Source organism: Xanthomonas sp. LMG 12460, assembly GCF_009192895.1.
Taxonomy (GTDB): domain Bacteria; phylum Pseudomonadota; class Gammaproteobacteria; order Xanthomonadales; family Xanthomonadaceae; genus Xanthomonas_A; species Xanthomonas_A sontii.
Window position 1 is genome coordinate 1 of record NZ_NKUH01000028.1, and the last position, 17,913, is coordinate 17,913.

At 69.2% G+C, this 17,913-nt stretch carries 17 protein-coding genes; 14 read left to right on the forward strand and 3 right to left on the reverse strand.

The window, feature by feature from the left end; all coding sequences use genetic code 11:
- Window positions 1-243 precede the first annotated feature (243 nt).
- Both CEK66_RS06730 and CEK66_RS06735 read left to right on the forward strand, forming a co-directional pair.
- A complete protein-coding gene (locus CEK66_RS06730; RefSeq protein ID WP_017911076.1) occupies window positions 244-870 on the forward strand; it encodes a DUF47 family protein in 627 nt (208 codons plus the stop codon).
- An 85-nt stretch (window positions 871-955) separates the two neighbouring features.
- Complete coding sequence (locus tag CEK66_RS06735; RefSeq protein WP_152236369.1) at window positions 956-2,077, forward strand: inorganic phosphate transporter; 1,122 nt, start codon at window positions 956-958, stop codon at window positions 2,075-2,077.
- Between the two features lie 257 nt (window positions 2,078-2,334).
- Here CEK66_RS06735 and CEK66_RS06740 read toward each other — a convergent pair whose 3' ends face one another.
- Window positions 2,335-3,786 carry a S10 family peptidase gene (locus CEK66_RS06740; RefSeq protein ID WP_226978524.1) on the reverse strand — a complete coding sequence of 484 codons (1,452 nt, stop codon included), beginning with the start codon at window positions 3,784-3,786 and terminating at the stop codon, window positions 2,335-2,337.
- A 475-nt stretch (window positions 3,787-4,261) separates the two neighbouring features.
- Here CEK66_RS06740 and CEK66_RS06745 point away from each other — a divergent pair, with 475 nt between their 5' ends.
- Window positions 4,262-5,080: a CDP-diacylglycerol diphosphatase gene (locus tag CEK66_RS06745; protein WP_226978521.1), complete on the forward strand. Its 819-nt coding sequence runs from the start codon at window positions 4,262-4,264 to the stop codon at window positions 5,078-5,080.
- A gap of 284 nt (window positions 5,081-5,364) precedes the next feature.
- Here the strand turns inward: CEK66_RS06745 and parE are convergent, their stop codons facing one another.
- The gene (gene parE / locus CEK66_RS06750; protein ID WP_017911072.1) at window positions 5,365-7,254 is read right to left on the reverse strand and encodes a DNA topoisomerase IV subunit B; all 1,890 of its coding nucleotides are present in this window, start codon (window positions 7,252-7,254) and stop codon (window positions 5,365-5,367) included.
- 165 nt (window positions 7,255-7,419) lie between these two features.
- On the opposite strand from parE, the gene CEK66_RS06755 reads away from it, so the two are divergent.
- The 11 genes from CEK66_RS06755 (at window position 7,420) to truD (ending at window position 15,517) form a co-directional block, all read left to right on the forward strand.
- Window positions 7,420-7,674, forward strand: a complete 255-nt coding sequence (locus CEK66_RS06755; RefSeq protein WP_010343426.1) for a hypothetical protein — start codon at window positions 7,420-7,422, stop codon at window positions 7,672-7,674.
- A gap of 137 nt (window positions 7,675-7,811) precedes the next feature.
- On the forward strand, window positions 7,812-9,476 hold the full coding sequence (locus CEK66_RS06760) for a CTP synthase (protein WP_017912623.1): 1,665 nt from the start codon (window positions 7,812-7,814) through the stop codon (window positions 9,474-9,476).
- Window positions 9,473-9,760, forward strand: coding sequence for a hypothetical protein (locus CEK66_RS06765; RefSeq protein ID WP_152236370.1), 288 nt, complete (start codon window positions 9,473-9,475; stop codon window positions 9,758-9,760). Before CEK66_RS06760 ends, CEK66_RS06765 begins: the two co-directional genes overlap by 4 nt.
- Window positions 9,757-10,587: a 3-deoxy-8-phosphooctulonate synthase gene (gene kdsA / locus CEK66_RS06770; RefSeq protein ID WP_017911068.1), complete on the forward strand. Its 831-nt coding sequence runs from the start codon at window positions 9,757-9,759 to the stop codon at window positions 10,585-10,587. The genes CEK66_RS06765 and kdsA overlap by 4 nt, the downstream gene beginning before the upstream one ends.
- An 85-nt stretch (window positions 10,588-10,672) precedes the next feature.
- Window positions 10,673-11,017 (forward strand): hypothetical protein, encoded by a 345-nt coding sequence (locus CEK66_RS06775; protein ID WP_026143441.1) that lies wholly within the window; start codon window positions 10,673-10,675, stop codon window positions 11,015-11,017.
- A gap of 87 nt (window positions 11,018-11,104) precedes the next feature.
- A complete protein-coding gene (gene eno / locus CEK66_RS06780; RefSeq protein WP_152236371.1) occupies window positions 11,105-12,397 on the forward strand; it encodes a phosphopyruvate hydratase in 1,293 nt (430 codons plus the stop codon).
- 3 nt (window positions 12,398-12,400) lie between these two features.
- Window positions 12,401-12,763, forward strand: coding sequence for a cell division protein FtsB (ftsB, locus tag CEK66_RS06785; protein ID WP_043095785.1), 363 nt, complete (start codon window positions 12,401-12,403; stop codon window positions 12,761-12,763).
- Window positions 12,760-13,461 (forward strand): 2-C-methyl-D-erythritol 4-phosphate cytidylyltransferase, encoded by a 702-nt coding sequence (gene ispD / locus CEK66_RS06790; RefSeq protein ID WP_193312591.1) that lies wholly within the window; start codon window positions 12,760-12,762, stop codon window positions 13,459-13,461. Before ftsB ends, ispD begins: the two co-directional genes overlap by 4 nt.
- Window positions 13,461-13,928: a hypothetical protein gene (locus CEK66_RS06795; protein ID WP_152236373.1), complete on the forward strand. Its 468-nt coding sequence runs from the start codon at window positions 13,461-13,463 to the stop codon at window positions 13,926-13,928. Before ispD ends, CEK66_RS06795 begins: the two co-directional genes overlap by 1 nt.
- Before the next feature lie 39 nt (window positions 13,929-13,967).
- Entirely contained in the window at window positions 13,968-14,471 is a 504-nt protein-coding gene (ispF, locus tag CEK66_RS06800; protein ID WP_152236374.1) for a 2-C-methyl-D-erythritol 2,4-cyclodiphosphate synthase, read from the forward strand.
- Entirely contained in the window at window positions 14,468-15,517 is a 1,050-nt protein-coding gene (gene truD, locus CEK66_RS06805) for a tRNA pseudouridine(13) synthase TruD (protein WP_152236375.1), read from the forward strand. The genes ispF and truD overlap by 4 nt, the downstream gene beginning before the upstream one ends.
- A 40-nt stretch (window positions 15,518-15,557) precedes the next feature.
- Here the strand turns inward: truD and CEK66_RS06810 are convergent, their stop codons facing one another.
- Window positions 15,558-17,870: a TonB-dependent receptor gene (locus CEK66_RS06810; RefSeq protein ID WP_226978522.1), complete on the reverse strand. Its 2,313-nt coding sequence runs from the start codon at window positions 17,868-17,870 to the stop codon at window positions 15,558-15,560.
- Window positions 17,871-17,913: the final 43 nt, after the last annotated feature.

The window sequence follows — 17,913 nt, forward strand, 5'->3', positions numbered from 1 at the left end:
GCTTCAGCCGGCTCTTGCGCGAGGTCATCAGCGACATCTGGGGAGGGGGTGTGGGGTGGTCGTCCATAGGGTGCGCCCGCGAAGGGCGCGGCGGCGATGGTAACAAACCCGGGCGGGGGCCGCGTCCACGCCGCGCCGACGTCGCCAGGGCCGGCCCGGGGCCGCGACTACCCGCAGGTGTCAGCAAACAGTCATAATTCCGCCCCAGTGCCGTCCTCCCCGCGACGGCGGGAAGCGCGTTGCATGTTTTCGTTGCAGACCATCTTCGGTTCCGGCAAGCAGTTCTACACCCTGCTCGACGAGGCGGCACAGGCCGCCTACGACAGCACCAAGGCCCTGCACGCGATGATGCGCGAGTCCGACCGGCAGCCGGCGCTGGACGGCTTCAAGCTGGCGCGCCTGCGCGAGCGCGCCGCGTCCGACAAGATCGGCCAGGCGCTGGTGGACAGCTTCATGACCCCGATCGAGCGCGAGGACATCGAGGCGCTGGGCTCGGCGCTGTACAAGATCCCCAAGCAGGTGGAGAAGTTCGCCGATCGCTATTCGCTGGCGATCCAGCACCTGGAGCACATCGATTTCGCGCCGCGCTCGGCGATGCTGGAGCAGGCCGCGGCGGTGGTCGTGGAGATGGTCCACGACCTGCGCCACATGAACCTGGACCGGATGAGCGCGCTCAACGACAAGCTGCGCTCGCTGGAGAACGAGGCCGACCGGCTGATGCTGGAGCTGTACCGCGACATCTACTCCGGGCGCCTGGACAACCTGCAGATGTTCCTGCTCAAGGAGTTCTTCGAAATCCTGGAGAAGGCCATCGACCGTTGCCGCGAGGCCGGCGTGGTGGTCTACCAGATCGTGCTGAAGAACTCCTGATGGACGCGCTGCGGAGTTGCTGCCTGCGCGGCCGTGGCGCCCTGCGCGCGCCGGCCGCCGCCGCCGCGTGCGTGGAGGCGCGCCGATGCTGACCCTGGTCCTGATCGTGATCCTGGCGGCGCTGGTGTTCGAGTTCATCAACGGCTTCCACGACACCGCCAACTCGATCGCCACGGTGGTCGCCACCAAGGTGCTCAGCCCCGGCTGGGCGGTGATGCTGGCCGCGGCGATGAACCTGGTCGGCGCGCTGACCGGCACCGCCGTGGCGATGACCATCGCCTCCGGCCTGCTCAACACCGACGTGATCGCGGTGACCCCGCAGGTGGTGCTGTGCGCGCTGCTCGGCGGCATCGTCTGGAACTTGATCACCTGGTGGAAGGGCCTCCCGTCCTCGTCCTCGCATGCGTTGATCGGCGGCCTGTGCGGCGCCGGCCTGGCTGCCGCGCACAACAACTGGGGCGCGCTGATCTGGTCGCAGAACCTCGGCGACTGGGCCAAGAACAAGGGTCTGCTTTGGAAGGTGTTCGTGCCGATGGTCACCTCCCCGATCGCCGGCTTCCTGCTCGGCATCGCGGTGATGCTGCTGCTGTGGGCGGCGATCGCCGGCCTGGCCAAGCTGGGCGGCCCGCTCGGGCGGCTGGCGCGGCCGCGCTGGGTCAATGCCTTCTTCGGCAAGGCGCAGATCGCCTCGGCCGCGTACATGGGCTATGCGCACGGCCACAACGACGCGCAGAAGACCATGGGCATCATCGCCATGACCCTGATCGGCGCGCAGAGCACCGGCGCCCTGGACGACCTGCCGTCGTGGCTGGCGTTCCTGCATCCCGACGCCAGCCAGGGGCAGGGCATCGCCACCTGGATCGTGCTGACCTGCGCGGTGGTGATGGCCGCCGGCACCGCCTCCGGCGGCTGGAAGATCATCAAGACCCTGGGCCACAAGATGGTCAAGCTGCATCCGATCCACGGCTTCGCCGCTGAGACCAGCTCGGCCACGATCCTGACCCTGGCCGCGCACTTCGGCATGCCGGTGTCCACCACCCACAGCATCTCCACCGCGATCATGGGCGTGGGCTTCGCCAAGAATCCGCGCTCGCTGCGCTTCGGCGTCATCGAACGCATCGTCTGGGCCTGGATCCTGACGATCCCGGCCGCTGCCGGCGTGGCGTATCTGATTTTCCGCGGATTCGCCTTGGCTGGGTGGGTGTGAGGGAGCCGGGAATCGGGAGTGGGGAAACGGGAATCGTAAAAGCATAGATTTCCCGCGAACGGTGACGATGTCGCCCTCCGAAAGGAATCTGGATACGTCTTACGTCCTCTTGTCGCAACGAGTGTTGCCTGCGTGGCGACGTCGCGTAGCCAAGTAACTCCATCGCGATAGCACTCCCGAACCATGCAGGTCGGGGTATTGTCTCGACGACTGGGGAACCGCTTTTGCGATTCCCCATTCCCAATTCCCCATTCCCATCAATTCGCCCGATACATCGCCATCACGTCCTGACGCAGCGCGCGCTGGCTGTCGGCGCGGTTGTAGAACATGTGGCCGCCGGGGTAGTTCTTGACCTGCACGCGGGTGGGGTCGTTGCCCATCACCGGCATCTGGTCCACGGTCAGCACCGAGCCCATGAACGGGCACGACAGGTCGTTCCAGCCGTGCACGATCAGCACGCGCAGCTTCGGGTCGATCGCCACCGACTGGCGCAGTTGCGTCACCGAACCCTTGCGCAGTTCGTCGTCCCAGTCCCACAGCCGGTTCACGTCGTAGTTCAGCGCCTCGTAGCGGGCGTCGACCTTCCAGCCGACCACGCGGGTCACGAAATCGACCATCGCGGTGGTGGTGGGGGCGATGATGCTGTCCAGCAGCGGGTCGTTGGCGCGCTGCTCGGGGGCGTTGGGGAACGGGTCGAAGGCGGTGACGTTGGAGTCGTAGCGGCTGCCCAGTTCGCCCTTGTCGCGGAACACCTCGCGCAGGTAGGCCTGGGTCTCCAGGCGGCCGCCGGCGCGGCGCACGAAGGCCGGGTCCAGGCCGGTCATCGCGGTCACCTGCTGGATCATGCGGGTGGTGCCGGCCGGGTCGGAGCGCCCGCGCAGCAGCGCGGTGACGTAGTCGCCGCGGGTGTAGTCGATCACCTGGCGCATCGCTTCCGGGGTCAGCTTGCCCTCGCGTTCCAGGCGTGCGGCGGTGATCGACGGCAGGGTCAGCATCCACGGCAGCGGCGAGACGTCGCCGTTGTCGTCCAGGGTCGGATTCAGATACGGCGAGACCAGGACCACGCCGTTCATCGCCACGCCGAGCTTGGTCTGCAGGTAGTGGGTGATGCGCGGGCCGCGGAAGCCGCCGTAGCTCTCGCCGACCAGGTACTTGCGCGACTGCAGGCGCTGGTTCTTCAGCAGCCAGTCGTAGATGGTGCGCGAGAGGTATTCGATGTCGGCCTGCGGGTTGTAGAACTGCTTCTTGGCCTGCTCGTCGGGCACGCGCGAGCGGCTGAAGCCGGTGCCGACCGGGTCGATGAACACCAGGTCGGTGAAGTCCAGCCAGGTGCCGGGGTTGTCGCGCAGCTGCGCCGGCGCCGAGGCGCTGTCGCCCTCGCTGCCGAACGCCACCACCTTCGGCCCGATCGCGCCCAGGTTGAGGTACACCGAGGCCGCGCCGGGGCCGCCGTTGAGCGCGAAGGTGACCGGACGGTCCTTGCCGTCCATGGTGTAGGCGGTATAGACCACGTCGGCGACGACCTTGCCCTGCTTGTCCTTCACCGGCAGCGTGCCGACCTTGACCGTGTAGCGCAGGGTGCGGCCGTCGAGCTGGGTGGATTGGCTGGTCTGCGCGTCGGCCGGCAGCGGCGCCGGTTCGGCGGCGGCGGGCTTGTCGCCCTTGTCGGCATTGCCCGCATCGGCATCGGCGGCCAGCGCCGCGGTCATCGGCATCGCCGCCAGCAGCACGGCCAGCAGCACGGAAGGGAAGGTCGGCACGGACGGTCGCTCGCAGGAAGGGAGCCGGCATGCTAGGCCGCGGCGTCGGCGCGGCGGATGTGCACAAAGCCATGGTCGGTGGCGGCGCGGCCTAGGGCGTGTCACCCATCCCCGAGTATGCCGCGTTGGGTCTGGCAGGCGCGTTGCCGGCGTTGCGTGGCGCAGCGCCTGACTGGCCGTCAGGTCAAGCCGCGCGGCGCCGGCAGCGCGCCTGCCAGGCCCAACCCGAAGGGCCGCGGTTGCGCGCGCCCGTGGCCGCGTCATCGCTCGGGCGTGGACGGACGTCCACTTCCTCGCTCTTCCTTACCACAGGCACGCGCAATCGCGGCGCGGCATGCTCGGGGATGGGTGACACGCCCTAGTCATGCCGGTTCATCGGCGCTGGCTACAATCGCCGGTCCGTCCCGTGTCCGGTCCGCTGCGCATGCCCGTCCTTCGTTCCCGCCTGCCGTTATGCCTGTTCCTGGCGGCATTGCTGGCCGGCTGCGCCAGCGTGCCATCGCCGCCGCCCGTCGCCGAGTCGCCGGCGGCGCACGATCCGCATGCCCACGATCGCCAGCGCCTGTGGCGGCTGTTGAGCACGCGCTGCCTGCCGCAGGCGCGCGCCGGCGCCGATCCGGCCCCTTGCAGCGAAGTGCATGCCGAGCCAGGCCAACGCTATGCCTTGATGAAGGACCTGCGCGGCGACTACCAGTACCTGCTGATTCCGACGGTGCCGGTGAGCGGGATCGAAGATCCGCGCGCGCGTGCCGCCGGCGCGCCGAACTGGCTGGGCCTGGCCTGGCAGGCGCGCACCCGGGTCGAGCGGCTGTTGAACCGGCCGCTGCCGCGCGAACTGACCAGCCTGACGATCAACCCGCCCTCGGCGCGTTCGCAGGACCAGTTGCATGTCCATATCGATTGCCTGGCGCCGCAGGTGCGCGACCAGTTGCAGGCGATGCAGGCGTCGATCGGCCCTACCTGGGCGCCGTTGCCGCAGCCGCTGCACGGTCACGCCTATCGGGCGATGCGCGTGGAGGGCGAAGAACTGGATGCGAATCCGCTGACGCTGCTGGCGCGCAGCCTGCCGCCGCAGCAGAGCATGGTGCACCAGACCCTGGCGGTGGTCGGCGCGGAGTTCGATGGCCGTCCCGGCTTCGTGGTGCTGGCCGCCACGGCGCTTCCCGGCGATGGGGTCGGTGCGGAGGAACTGCAGGATCACGACTGCACCGGCGTGGTGCCGGCGGCGCCTGCGCGTGGCTGAGGGCCCAGGCGGCGTCAATGCCGCGCAGGCAACTGACGGCATCCGCCGGTCGTGCGGCGCGCAGGCAGGAATGTTGTGGGAGGGACTTCAGTCCCGACGGCATGATGCCCCGGCATCTGCCTGCTTCGCGCGTCGCGACTGAGGTCGCTCCCGCACGATGCTTTCGGGAGCAGTCACAACCCGCTAGTGCAAACCCGACACGGCTCTCGCCGAGCCGGCCGGGGAAGCGGCATCTGCACCACCGCGCACGCGCTGACTGGAAGCGCCAGCGCGCGCACCCGGCCTCAGACCTCCAGCGACGCCAGGTCGCCCTTGGTCTCCAGCCACTGCTTGCGGTCGCCGGCGCGCTTCTTGGCCAGCAGCATGTCCATCAGCGAGCGGGTCTGGTCGCCGTCGTCCACGGTCAGCTGCACCAGGCGCCGGGTGTCCGGGTGGATGGTGGATTCGCGCAGCTGCTGCGGATTCATCTCGCCCAGGCCCTTGAAGCGGGTGACGCTGACCTGGCCCTTGATCTTCTCGCGTTCGATCTTGTCCAGCAGCGAGCGCTTCTCTTCCTCGTCCAGCGCGTAGAACACCTGCTTGCCCACGTCCACGCGGAACAGCGGCGGCATCGCCACGAACACGTGACCGGCGCGCACCAGGGCGGGGAAGTGGCGCAGGAACAGCGCGGTCAGCAGGGTCGCGATGTGCAGGCCGTCGGAGTCGGCGTCGGCCAGGATCACCACCTTGCCGTAGCGGAGGCCGTCGATCTCTTCCTTGCCCGGGTCGCAGCCGATCGCGATCGCCAGGTTGTGCACTTCCTCCGAGGCCAGCACGCTGCCGGAGGCCACTTCCCAGGTGTTGAGGATCTTGCCGCGCAGCGGCAGGATCGCCTGGAAATCCTTGTCGCGGGCCTGCTTGGCGCTGCCGCCCGCCGAGTCGCCCTCGACCAGGAACAGTTCGGTGCGCGACAGGTCCTGGCTGATGCAGTCGGCCAGCTTGCCCGGCAGCGCCGGACCCTGGGTGACCTTCTTGCGCACGATCTGCTTCTCGGTCTTCAGTCGCGCGCTGGCGCGGTCGATGGCGATCTGCGCGATGCGCGTGCCGGTCTCCACGTTCTGGTTCAGCCACAGGCTGAAGGCATCGTGCGCGGCGCCTTCGATGAAGCCGGCGGCCTGGCGCGAGGACAGGCGTTCCTTGGTCTGGCCGCTGAACTGCGGGTCGGTCATCTTCAGCGAGAGCACGAACGCCACGCGGTCCCACACGTCTTCCGGCGCCAGCTTCACGCCGCGCGGCAGCAGGTTGCGGAAATCGCAGAACTCGCGCAGCGCGTCGGTGAGGCCGCTGCGCAGGCCGTTGACGTGGGTGCCGTGCTGCGCGGTGGGGATCAGGTTGACGTAGCTTTCCTGCACCAGCTCGCCTTCCACCACCCAGGCCACCGCCCAGTCGACGATCTCGCGGTCCTTCTTCAGGCTGCCGACGAACAGCTCGGCCGGCAGCAGCTCGCGCTCGGCCAGTTCGCCGCGCAGGTAGTCGCGCAGGCCGTCCTCGAAATACCAGGTGTCCTGCTCGCCGGTGGCCTCGTCGTGCAGCTTGACGGTCAGGCCGGGGCACAGCACCGCCTTGGCGCGCAGCAGGTGGCGCAGCGCGCGCACCGCGAACTTCGGCGTGTCGAAGTACTTCGGATCCGGCCAGAAGCGCAGACGCGTGCCGGTGTTCTTCTTGCCGACGCTGCCGACGATCTCCAGCTTGGAGGCGGCGTGGCCGTCGGCGAAGGCCATGCGGTACTCGTTGCCTTCGCGCTTGATGAACAGTTCCACCCGATTGGACAGCGCATTGACCACGCTGACGCCGACGCCGTGCAGGCCGCCGCTGAAGGTGTAGTTGCGGTCGCTGAACTTGCCGCCGGCATGCAGCCGGGTGAGGATCAGTTCGACGCCGGAGATCTTCTCTTCCGGATGGATGTCCACCGGCATGCCGCGGCCGTCGTCGGACACCTCGCAACTGCCGTCCTTGTACAGCGTCACCTCGATGTGCCGGGCGTGGCCGGCCAGCGCCTCGTCGACGGCGTTGTCGATCACTTCCTGGGCCAGGTGGTTGGGGCGTGCGGTGTCGGTGTACATGCCGGGCCGGCGCTTGACCGGGTCCAGGCCAGAGAGAACTTCGATGTCGGCGGCGTTGTAGCGGGTATTCATGCGTCTCAGCAGGTGGCGCGAAGCAGATCCGGAAGTGTGCGGTCTGCGGCGGTTTTTTGCACGTCGCCGGTGTTCAGGGCGGGTGCGGGGGCTCCACGCTACGCTGGCCCTGGAAAAACCGCGACGTCGCCCACATCTTCGTCGCACGTCCCAAAGGAGTCCGCCATGAACGTTCGCAAGCTGTTGACCCTGGCCGCCCTGGTCGCCGCCGCGGTGGCCGTGCCGGTCGCGATGGCCCAGGCGCAGAGCGCCGATCCGGCCGCCTCCGGTGCCGCCGCCTACGAGGCGCAGGTCGCCAAGGAAAAGGCCGAGGCCGACGCCAAGGCCAAGCGCCGCGCCGCCGCGGCCGCCGAGCACAAGGCCGGCAAGGATGCGGCCGCGCCGAAGAAGGAAGAGGAAGAGGAAGCGCGCAAGCCTTGAGTCTGCGCACGGTTTCCTGCACACGACGCCCCGGTCGCCCGGGGCGTCGCTTTTTTGTGGGGCGGCTGTTGCGCAAAAGCGCTTGGGCAAATCCGCTTCACCCGTTAAACTATGGCTTTCCGGGAGGCCTTCGAGCCATGACCCCCCTGATCTTCGTTACCGGCGGCGTAGTGTCCTCGCTTGGCAAGGGCATCGCGGCCGCTTCGCTTGCGTCCATTCTCGAAGCACGTGGCCTGTCGGTCACGATGATGAAGCTGGACCCCTACATCAACGTCGACCCGGGCACGATGAGCCCATTCCAGCACGGCGAGGTGTACGTCACCGACGACGGCGCCGAGACCGACCTGGACCTGGGGCATTACGAGCGCTTCGTGCGCACGCGCCTGTCGCGCAAGAATTCGGTCACCACCGGGCGCATCTACGAGAACGTGATCCGCAAGGAGCGCCGCGGCGACTACCTCGGCGCCACCGTGCAGGTGATTCCGCACATCACCGACGAGATCCGTCGCTGCGTGGATGAAGCCACCGCCGGCTACGACGTGGCCCTGGTCGAGATCGGCGGCACCGTCGGCGACATCGAGTCGCTGCCGTTCCTGGAGGCGATCCGCCAGGTGCGCACCGAGCGCGGCGCCGAGAAGGCCATGTTCATGCACCTGACCCTGGTGCCGTACATCGCCGCAGCCGGCGAACTGAAGACCAAGCCGACCCAGCATTCGGTCAAGGAACTGCGCTCGATCGGCATCCAGCCGGACGTGCTGCTGTGCCGCTCGGAGCAGGCGATCCCGGATTCGGAGCGGCGCAAGATCGCGCTGTTCACCAACGTCTCCGAGCGCGCGGTGATCAGCGCCGCCGACATCGACGTGCTCTACGGCATGCCGCTGGAGTTGCACCGGCAGGGCCTGGACGAGATCGTCATCGACCAGTTCAAGCTGCGCGACAAGGTCGGCGCGGCCAACCTGTCGGAGTGGGAAGCCGTGGTCGACGCGATCAAGCATCCGCTCGACGAGGTCACCATCGCCGTGGTCGGCAAGTACGTGGACCATCAGGACGCATACAAGTCGGTCGGCGAGGCGCTCAAGCACGGCGGTCTGCGCCAGCGCACCAAGGTCAACCTGAAGTGGCTGGAAGCGCAGGACCTGGAAGGCAGCGACATGGCGGCCCTGGCCGACGTGGACGGCATCCTGGTGCCGGGCGGCTTCGGCGACCGCGGTTTCGAAGGCAAGGTGCTGACCTCGCGCTACGCCCGCCAGCACGGCGTGCCGTACTTCGGCATCTGCTACGGCATGCAGGCTGCGGTGGTCGACTATGCGCGGCATGTCGCCGGGCTGGACGCGGCCAACAGCACCGAGAACGACCGGCAGTCGCCATACCCGGTGATCGGCCTGATCACCGAATGGCGCACCGCCACTGGCGATGTCGAGAAGCGCGACGAGAAGTCCGATCTCGGCGGCACCATGCGCCTGGGCCTGCAGGAGCAGCGGCTCAAGCCGGGCACGCTGGCGCGCGAGCTGTACGGCAAGGACGTGGTCGCCGAGCGCCATCGCCACCGTTACGAGTTCAACAACCGCTATCGCACCCAGCTCGAGGACGCCGGCCTGGTGATTGCCGCCAAGTCGATGGACGACACCCTGGTGGAGATGGTGGAGTTGCCGCGCGAGACGCATCCGTGGTTCCTGGCCTGCCAGGCGCACCCGGAATTCCTGTCCACGCCGCGCGACGGCCACCCGTTGTTCATCGGCTTCGTGCGCGCCGCGCGCGAGCGCAAGGCCGGCGGCAAGCTGCTCAAGGAAGCCAGGGCGTGACTGCGACCGGGCGCAGCAGCGAGAGCAGGGTCGCGCGCTGGTTCTTTGCGGCGGCGGTGCTGGTGTTTCCTGCGGCCTTGCTGGTCTATTTCTCCTGGCGCAGCAGCACCGGCTTGGCCGATAGCTATGGGATGGGGCTGATGTATTGCCTGATCGCGGCGGTGGGGCTATCTGCGCCGCTGGCGCTGATCGGCGCACTCATCTGGGCTGCCGGCAGGTTCGGCGGCGGCTCCGTCCCTGCGCCCCTCCCGCGCCCCTCTGAACCTCCGGAAGGTAATCAATGAAGCTCTGTGGATTCGACGTCGGCCTGGACCGGCCGCTGTTCCTGATCGCCGGCCCGTGCGTGATCGAGTCGATGCAACTGCAGCTCGACGTGGCCGGCAGGCTCAAGGAGATCACCGGCCGGCTGGGCATCAACTTCATCTTCAAGTCCAGCTTCGACAAGGCCAACCGCACCTCCGGCACCAGCTTCCGCGGCCCCGGCCTGGAGGAAGGGCTGAAGGTGCTGGAGGCGGTGAAGACCCAGATCGGCGTGCCGGTGCTGACCGACGTGCACGAGTACACGCCGATGCACGAGGTGGCGGCGGTGGTGGACGTGCTGCAGACGCCGGCGTTCCTGGTGCGGCAGACCGATTTCATCAAGAACGTGTGCGCCGCCGGCAAGCCGGTCAACATCAAGAAGGGCCAGTTCCTGTCGCCGTGGGACATGAAGCCGGTGGTGGAGAAGGCCAAGTCCACCGGCAACGAGCAGATCATGGTCTGCGAGCGCGGCGCCAGCTTCGGCTACAACAACCTGGTCAGCGACATGCGCTCGCTGAGCGTGATGCGCGAGACCGGCTGCCCGGTGGTGTTCGATGCCACCCATTCGGTGCAGCTGCCGGGCGGGCAGGGCGGCAGTTCCGGCGGCCAGCGCGAGTTCGTGCCGGTGCTGGCGCGCGCGGCGGTGGCCGTGGGCGTGGCCGGCGTGTTCGCCGAGACCCATCCGGACCCGTCCAAGGCGCTGTCCGACGGCCCCAATGCGTGGCCGCTGGATCAGATGGAAGCGCTGCTGGAAACGCTGATGGAACTGGACGCGGTGACCAAGAAACACGGGTTCTCGCGCTTCGCGTGAGGCGCGCGCCGCCGCCGCTGCGGCTGTGCCGATCCTGGCCGGGTGCGGGCTGCCGGGTGTGCGTCGCCTTCTCGGAGCCGCGGCGATGACCGCACCCGAGCGGGCCGGCGCCTGGCCTTGGGGGCTGTGTGCCTTGTTGTTGTCGTTGCTGGCGTGGGCGGCGCTGGTCGTGGCGCTGTTCGCCTTCTCCAGTGGGATTGGCACGCCCAGCCACGGCGACCATTTCCTGGCCATGCTGTTCTGGATGGTGATCGCCCTGCTGGTAGTGGCAGTGGCTGCGGTGGGCGCGACGATCGCCGCCGCGCTGAGTTGGACGCAGCGCCGCGGCCGCCTCCTGGCCGGCATCGCCGGCGGCCTGCTGCTGGCGATGCTGGTCTTGATCCTGCTCTTCCTCAGCGGAATCCCGCTGGGCCTGATGGGCGCCGGCTGAGGCGGGATTTGGCAAGGAACCGGCGGCCGGGGATAATCAGCCGGCATTCGTTTCCGCCCCCTCTTCCTACAGGTAACCGGCCCGCCCATGAGTACGATCCGCAGCATCCACGCCCGTGAAATCCTCGACAGCCGCGGCAATCCCACGCTGGAAGCCGATGTCATCCTGGAGGACGGTTCGTTCGGTCGTGCCGCGGTGCCTTCGGGCGCGTCCACCGGCACCAAGGAAGCGGTCGAGCTGCGCGACGGCGACAAGACCCGCTACCTGGGCAAGGGCGTGCGCAAGGCGGTGGAGAACGTCAACACCACCATCGCCGGCGCGCTGAAGGGCTTCGACGCCGCCGACCAGCAGGGCCTGGACCGCCGCCTGATCGACCTGGACGGCACCGAGAACAAGGGCCGCCTGGGCGCCAATGCGCTGCTCGGCGTCTCGCTGGCCAACGCCCATGCCGTTGCCGCCTCGCGCAAGCAGCCGCTGTGGCAGTCGCTGGCCGCGGGCAACACCGCCAACCTGGCGCTGCCGGTGCCGATGATGAACATCATCAACGGCGGCGCGCATGCCGACAACAACGTCGATTTCCAGGAGTTCATGGTGCTGCCGGTCGGCGCCGCCTCGTTCTCCGAGGCGCTGCGCGCCGGCACCGAGATCTTCCACGCGCTGAAGTCGGTGTTGAAGGGCCACGGCCTGTCCACCGCGGTCGGCGACGAGGGCGGCTTCGCCCCGGACTTCCGCAGCAACGTGGAAGCGCTGGACACCATCCTGGAAGCGATCGGCAAGGCCGGCTACACCGCTGGCGAGGACGTGCTGCTGGGCCTGGACGTGGCCTCCAGCGAGTTCTACGACAACGGCAAGTACCACCTGGTGGGCGAGGGCAAGCGCCTGACCAGCGAGCAGTTCGTCGACTTCCTCGCCGACTGGGCCGCGCAGTATCCGATCGTCAGCATCGAGGACGGCCTGGCCGAGGACGACTGGGCCGGCTGGAAGCTGCTCACCGACCGCGTCGGCAGCAAGGTGCAACTGGTCGGCGACGACCTGTTCGTGACCAACCCGAAGATCTTCAAGCAGGGCATCGAGTCCGGCACCGCCAACGCGATCCTGATCAAGGTCAACCAGATCGGCACCCTGACCGAGACCCTGGAAGCCATCGCCATGGCCGACAAGGCCGGCTACGCGGCCATCGTCTCGCACCGTTCCGGCGAGACCGAGGACACCACCATCGCCGACATCGCCGTGGCCACCACCGCCACCCAGATCAAGACCGGCTCGCTGTGCCGCAGCGATCGCGTGGCCAAATACAACCAGCTGCTGCGCATCGAGGAAGCGCTCGGCAGCGCCGCGCGCTACGCCGGGCGCGACGCGTTCGTCTCGCTCAAGCGATAAGCCGTGCGCAACTGGCGCTGGCTGCTGCTGGTGCTGGCGGGACTGCTGGCGTGGCTGCAGTACCGTTTCTGGCTCGGCCCGGGCAATTCCGGCGAAGTGCTGGTGCTCGAAAGTCAGGTCGAGCACCAGAAGCGCGACAACGAAGGTCTGCAGCAACGCAACGCCGCGCTCGCCGCCGAGGTCAAGGACCTCAAGGACGGTGAGGCGGCGATCGAGGAGCGCGCGCGTAGCGAACTGGGCATGATCAAACCGGGCGAAAAGTTCTACCGCGTGGTCGAGAACGCGCCGGTGTCGACCGCGCCGGCCGGTACGGCAGCCGGCGCGCAGCCGGCGCCTGTGACGCCGGCGCCGGGCGAGCAGCCCTGATGGCCACCGTCTGGGCCGTGGTCCCGGCGGCTGGCCGCGGCACCCGTTTCGGCGGCGCCACGCCCAAGCAGTACCTGCAGGCGGGCGGGCGCCCGTTGCTGGCGCATGCCTTGGAAGCGCTGCTGGCGCATCCGGCGGTGGCCGGGGCGATGGTGGCGCTGGGCGTGGACGATGCACAGTGGCCGGGTTGGACCGAACTGGCTGGCAAGCCGGTCCTGACCTGCCTGGGCGCCGGCAGCCGTGCCGGCTCGGTGCTGGCCGCGTTGCATGCCTTGCCGGAGTCGGTGAAGGCGGACGACTTCGTGCTGGTGCACGATGCGGCGCGGCCGAATCTGGCGCTGGCCGACCTGGACCGGCTGCTGGAGGCGGGGCGCGGCGATCCGGTCGGCGCGATCCTGGCCGCGCCGGTGCGCGACACGCTCAAGCGCGCCGGCGACGACGGCGGCATCGACGGCACCGAACCGCGCGAGCGCCTCTGGCGCGCGCTGACCCCGCAACTGTTCCGGCGCATGCAACTGAGCCGGGCCCTGGAGCAGGCCGCCGCGGCCGGCGTCGAGGTCACCGACGACGCGATGGCGATGGAGTTGCTGGGGCTGCGGCCGCTGCTGGTCGAGGGCGCCGAAGACAATTTCAAGGTCACCACACCGGCCGACCTGGCGCGTTTCGAGTTCGAACTGTTCCAGCGGCAGGGCGGCTGATGCGGTTCGAGGACGCGGTGGCGCACGCCTGGCTGCAGCAGGCCGCGAACGCTGCGATCGTGGTCGATGGCGACGACATCCAGCACGAGGCCAATGCCAACCTGTGGGCGTTCTCGCCGCGCGAGGATCACGCCGCGGGCATCGACGTGGCGAGCGTGGCGCGGTTCGTGGAGGCGGCCGCCGACGATCGCCAGGCCACGCTGCGCGCGCAGGCGGCGCCGGCGATGACCTTCTACTGCTGGCATGATGGCCAGGCGCGGCAGTTGCGCTTCAGCCTGGTGTCGTCGGCGCACGGCCGTCTGCCGTTCCGCGTGCCGACCCGGCACACGCCGCTGCCGGCGCTGGTCGAACGCATCGTCCATGACGACTGGCTCAACCCGCTGTGGGGCGCAGCGGACGAACGAGAGGCCATGCCGGCGTCCGAGCCGCTCCCGGTTTACGTGCGCACGCTGCACTCCGGCGTCTGACCGCCGGACGGCGTCGACGCTTCTACGAACAGGATTCCCATGTCACACGATTCCCTTTCCGTTCCTCCCTTCCGCATCGGCCAGGGCTACGACGTCCACGCCTTCGGCGAGGGCGACCACATCATGCTCGGCGGCGTGCGCGTGGCGCACGAGCGCGGCGTACTCGCCCACAGCGACGGCGACGTGGCGATCCACGCCCTGTGCGACGCCTTGCTCGGCGCGCTGGCGCTGGGCGACATCGGCCAGCATTTCCCCCCGTCCGATCCGCGCTGGAAGGGCGCCGACAGTGCGCAGTTTCTCGATCACTGCGTCGGCCTGCTGCACGCGCGCGGCTGGCGCCTGGGCAATGCCGACATCACCGTGATCTGCGAACGGCCCAAGGTCGGCCCGCATGCGCAGGCGATGCGCGAGCGCCTTGCGGCGCTGTTGCAGGTCGAACTGGACTGCGTGAGCGTCAAGGCCACCACCAGCGAGAAGCTCGGCTTCACCGGCCGTGGCGAAGGCATCGCGGCGCAGGCCGTGGCCCTGCTGGTGGCGCTGTGAGCGAGTTGCCGCGTGCGTTCGGCGCCGCGCCGTTGCAGGCGCGCATGCGCAGCACCGCCGAGGATTTCCAGGTCGACGAACTGCCCGCGTTCGCGCCCAGCGGCGAGGGCGAGCACCTGCTGCTGACCGTGCGCAAGCGCGGCATGAACACCGCCTTCGCCGCGCGCCGCCTGGCGCAGTGGGCCGGGGTGGCGGAACTGGCGATCGGCTACGCCGGCATGAAGGACCGCCATGCGGTCACCACCCAGCGCTTCTCGGTGCATCTGCCCAAGCGTGTGGCGCCGGCGCTGGACAGCTTGCAGGACGCGGATCTGCAGGTGCTGGAAGCGCACTGGCACAACCGCAAGCTGCCGCGTGGCGCGCTGGCCGGCAACGGCTTCGTGCTGGTGTTGCGCGAGGTGCGCGGCGAGCGCGGCGCGATCGAGACGCGGCTGGCGCAGATCGCCGCGCGCGGCATTCCCAACTGGTTCGGCGAACAGCGCTTCGGCCGCGATGGCGGCAACGTCGGCGCCGCGCTGGCGATGTTCGGCGGCCGCCGCGTGCGCCGCGAGCAGCGCTCGCTGCTGCTGTCGGCGGCCCGTTCGGAGCTGTTCAACCGGGTGCTGGCCGCCCGCGTGGCCGCCGGCAACTGGGACAGCGCGCTGGACGGCGAAGTGTGGATGCTCGACGGCAGCCGCAGCGTGTTCGGTCCGGAGCCGTGGTCGGAGGCGCTGGCCGAGCGCTTGCAGCGCTTCGACATCCATCCGTCCGCGCCGCTGTGGGGCGCCGGCGAGCTGCGCAGCGCCGAGGCGGCGCGTGCGCTGGAACTGGCGGTGCTGGACGAGGCGGTCGCGCAGCGCCTGCGCGACGGCCTGGAGCGCGAGGGCCTGAAGCAGGAGCGGCGGGCGACCCGCCTGCGCGTGGCCGACCTGCAATGGCGCTGGCTGGACGGGCAGGACGACGCGCTGGAACTGCGCTTCGCATTGCCGCCGGGCAGCTACGCCACGGCACTGCTGCACGAACTCGGCCAGGTCGAAGAGGCGCCGCAGGCCTCCACCGAGGCCTGAGCGCAGCCGACGCCTGCCGCGTCGGTCGCGACAACGCGTGCTAGAACCGATAGCTGCCGGTCAGCAGCAGGCTGCGGCCGTCCGGCAGCGGCACGAAGGTCTCGTCGAACTCGTCGGCATACAGTCGCCGATCGAAGACGTTGCGCATGCCCACGGTCACGCCCCAGGTTTCGGTGCGATAGGACACGTTCGCGTCCACGCTGGCCTGCCCGGGAATCTTGAAATAGCCGCCGGCCAGGCGGCGGCCGAGGGTGTGATCGCGCGCCAGGATGCCGCCGGCCACGCCCCAGCCGCTCCAGCGGCTGTCCTGGAACTGGTAGCTGCTCCACAGGGTGAAACGGGTGCGCGGGACGCCGAGGGTCGGCGTACCGTCGCGCCGGCCGATGCGGGCCAGCGCCAGGCTGCTGCTCAGTTCCAGGCCGGGGGCGAGGGCGCCGACGAAGTCGAGATCCAGCCCGTGGTTGCTCTGGCTGTCGATCGGTCTGGCGAAGTACGACGGATGCGCCAGCACCAGGTCGAAGCTGCGGTCGACGGTGATCTGGTAGTAGGCGGCGCTGAGCCGCGCCCGGTGCTCGAACAGATCGATCTTCGCCCCCGCCTCCACTTGCCGCGACAACGCGGGCGGCAATGGCCGGCCGTTCTTGCCGAGCACGGCACTTGGCGCAAAGCCGTTCATGGTGCTGGCGTACAGCGACGCCTCCGGGGTCAGCTTGTAGACCACGCCGACGTTGGGCACCCAGCGGCGCCGGCGCAACTGGCGCAGTTTGCCCTTGGCATCGTAGCTGGAAATCTCGTACGCCGAGCGGCGCAGCGCCAGCAGTACGTCCCAGCGTTCGCCCATGCTGATCTGGTCCTGCAGCAGGATGCCGCTCCGGCTCGACCACGGGCTGCCGGGGTAATGCAGGATCCCGCGCCGCGAATGCGGCCAGTGCACCGGACCCAGCCGCTCGTCGCCGAACACGTCGTAGCGGTTGCGGTGCATGCGGATGAAGTAATCGCTGCTGCCCAGCCGCGCGCGCGTGTAATCCAGGCCCAGGGTCACGGTCTGCCGCAGCGGCCCGTCGCCGAAGCTGCCGACCAGGTCGTTCTGGATGGTGTAGTACGCCGTCGTATTGCGGTACGCCTCGGCATAGGCGCGCACGGCGCCCTTCGGCGAAGGCGACAGCATGCCCCAGTTGCGCGCGTCGATCGCCTGGGTCACGTACTGGCCGCGGCTGCGCAGTTGCCAGCGGTCGCTGAGCCGCTGATCGAACAGGTAATAGGCGCGCTGGGTGCGGTAGGCGGTATGGTCCTGTGCGTTGCCCAGGCGCAAGCTCCTGGGCGTCATCGCCGACACGCGGTTGCGCAGCAGCAGGGCATGGTCGGCGGCCGGCTGCCGATCGGTCACGCGCTGCACGCCGAGCACCAGGCGGTTGTCGTCTCCCTGCCAGGCGATGGACGGCGCCAGGTAGGCGGCATTGCGCGGGCCGTAGCCTTGCGCCGTGGAATCGGCATGCTGGCCGGAGACGACGAGCCGATAGCTCAGCGGCGTGGCGCCGATCGGTCCGGTCGCATCGAGCCCGGCCTGCACGTCGCCGCGCTCGCCGAGGACGTAGCTCAGTTCGCGCTTCGGTGTGCGCAGCGGTTGCTTGGTGACGACGTTGATCAGTCCGCTCATGTCGCCGCCGTTGCTGTCGCCGAGGATCGATTCCGGGCCCTTGAGCACTTCGACCCGCTCCACGCCGATCATCGGCGGGTAGCCGCCGAGGCCGACGAAGCTGTTCGGCATCCCGTCGGTCATGCCGTTGCCGGTGTAGATGCCGCGGATCTTGAACAGCGGCGCGCGCAACGGATTTTCGATCTGCTGCACGCTGGCCACGTTGCGCAGGGCGTCGGCGACGGTGCGCACCTGTTGCGAGGCCAGCAGATGCGGAGCGACCACATTCACCGACTGCGGCACGGCGATGGAATCGGCGGCGTAACGCAGCGCGTCGCTGGCATAGGCTGGCACGTCGCCCATGGCGTGATCGGTCAGCGCCGCGGCGTCGACCTGTTCCAGCAGCTTGGCTGGCGCGCCGGCGCGGTGCGCATCGGCGGCATCCGCAGGATCGACCGGCGCCGTGGCGGCGGGGGTGACCGCCACCGTGTTCGCATCGAGCATGCGGTACGCGAGCCCACTCGATTGCAGCAGGCGCTGCAGCGCCGCGTCCGGGGTGAACATGCCTTGCAGCCCGTCGCTGCGCATCCCGGCCAGGGTCGGGCTGGCGGTCAGCACCTGCACGTTGGCCTGCTTGCCGTACGCGATCAGCGCCGTGGACAGCGCCTGCGGCGGGATCGAGAACCCGATCTGCCGTGCGTCGGGCGCGAGTGGCACGGCGAGGGCAGGGGGGCAGGGTGCGAGCTGCAATGCCAGGCTG

What these genes read in the sequence shown, in the direction of transcription:
- CEK66_RS06730 (WP_017911076.1), top strand. Translation starts at nt 244, where the DNA reads ATGTTTTCGTTGCAGACCATCTTCGGTTCCGGCAAGCAGTTCTACACC.
- CEK66_RS06735 (WP_152236369.1), top strand. Translation starts at nt 956, where the DNA reads ATGCTGACCCTGGTCCTGATCGTGATCCTGGCGGCGCTGGTGTTCGAG.
- CEK66_RS06740 (WP_226978524.1), bottom strand. Translation starts at nt 3,786, where the DNA reads ATGACCGCGGCGCTGGCCGCCGATGCCGATGCGGGCAATGCCGACAAG.
- CEK66_RS06745 (WP_226978521.1), top strand. Translation starts at nt 4,262, where the DNA reads ATGCCCGTCCTTCGTTCCCGCCTGCCGTTATGCCTGTTCCTGGCGGCA.
- parE (WP_017911072.1), bottom strand. Translation starts at nt 7,254, where the DNA reads ATGAATACCCGCTACAACGCCGCCGACATCGAAGTTCTCTCTGGCCTG.
- CEK66_RS06755 (WP_010343426.1), top strand. Translation starts at nt 7,420, where the DNA reads ATGAACGTTCGCAAGCTGTTGACCCTGGCCGCCCTGGTCGCCGCCGCG.
- CEK66_RS06760 (WP_017912623.1), top strand. Translation starts at nt 7,812, where the DNA reads ATGACCCCCCTGATCTTCGTTACCGGCGGCGTAGTGTCCTCGCTTGGC.
- kdsA (WP_017911068.1), top strand. Translation starts at nt 9,757, where the DNA reads ATGAAGCTCTGTGGATTCGACGTCGGCCTGGACCGGCCGCTGTTCCTG.
- CEK66_RS06775 (WP_026143441.1), top strand. Translation starts at nt 10,673, where the DNA reads ATGACCGCACCCGAGCGGGCCGGCGCCTGGCCTTGGGGGCTGTGTGCC.
- eno (WP_152236371.1), top strand. Translation starts at nt 11,105, where the DNA reads ATGAGTACGATCCGCAGCATCCACGCCCGTGAAATCCTCGACAGCCGC.
- CEK66_RS06795 (WP_152236373.1), top strand. Translation starts at nt 13,461, where the DNA reads ATGCGGTTCGAGGACGCGGTGGCGCACGCCTGGCTGCAGCAGGCCGCG.
- ispF (WP_152236374.1), top strand. Translation starts at nt 13,968, where the DNA reads ATGTCACACGATTCCCTTTCCGTTCCTCCCTTCCGCATCGGCCAGGGC.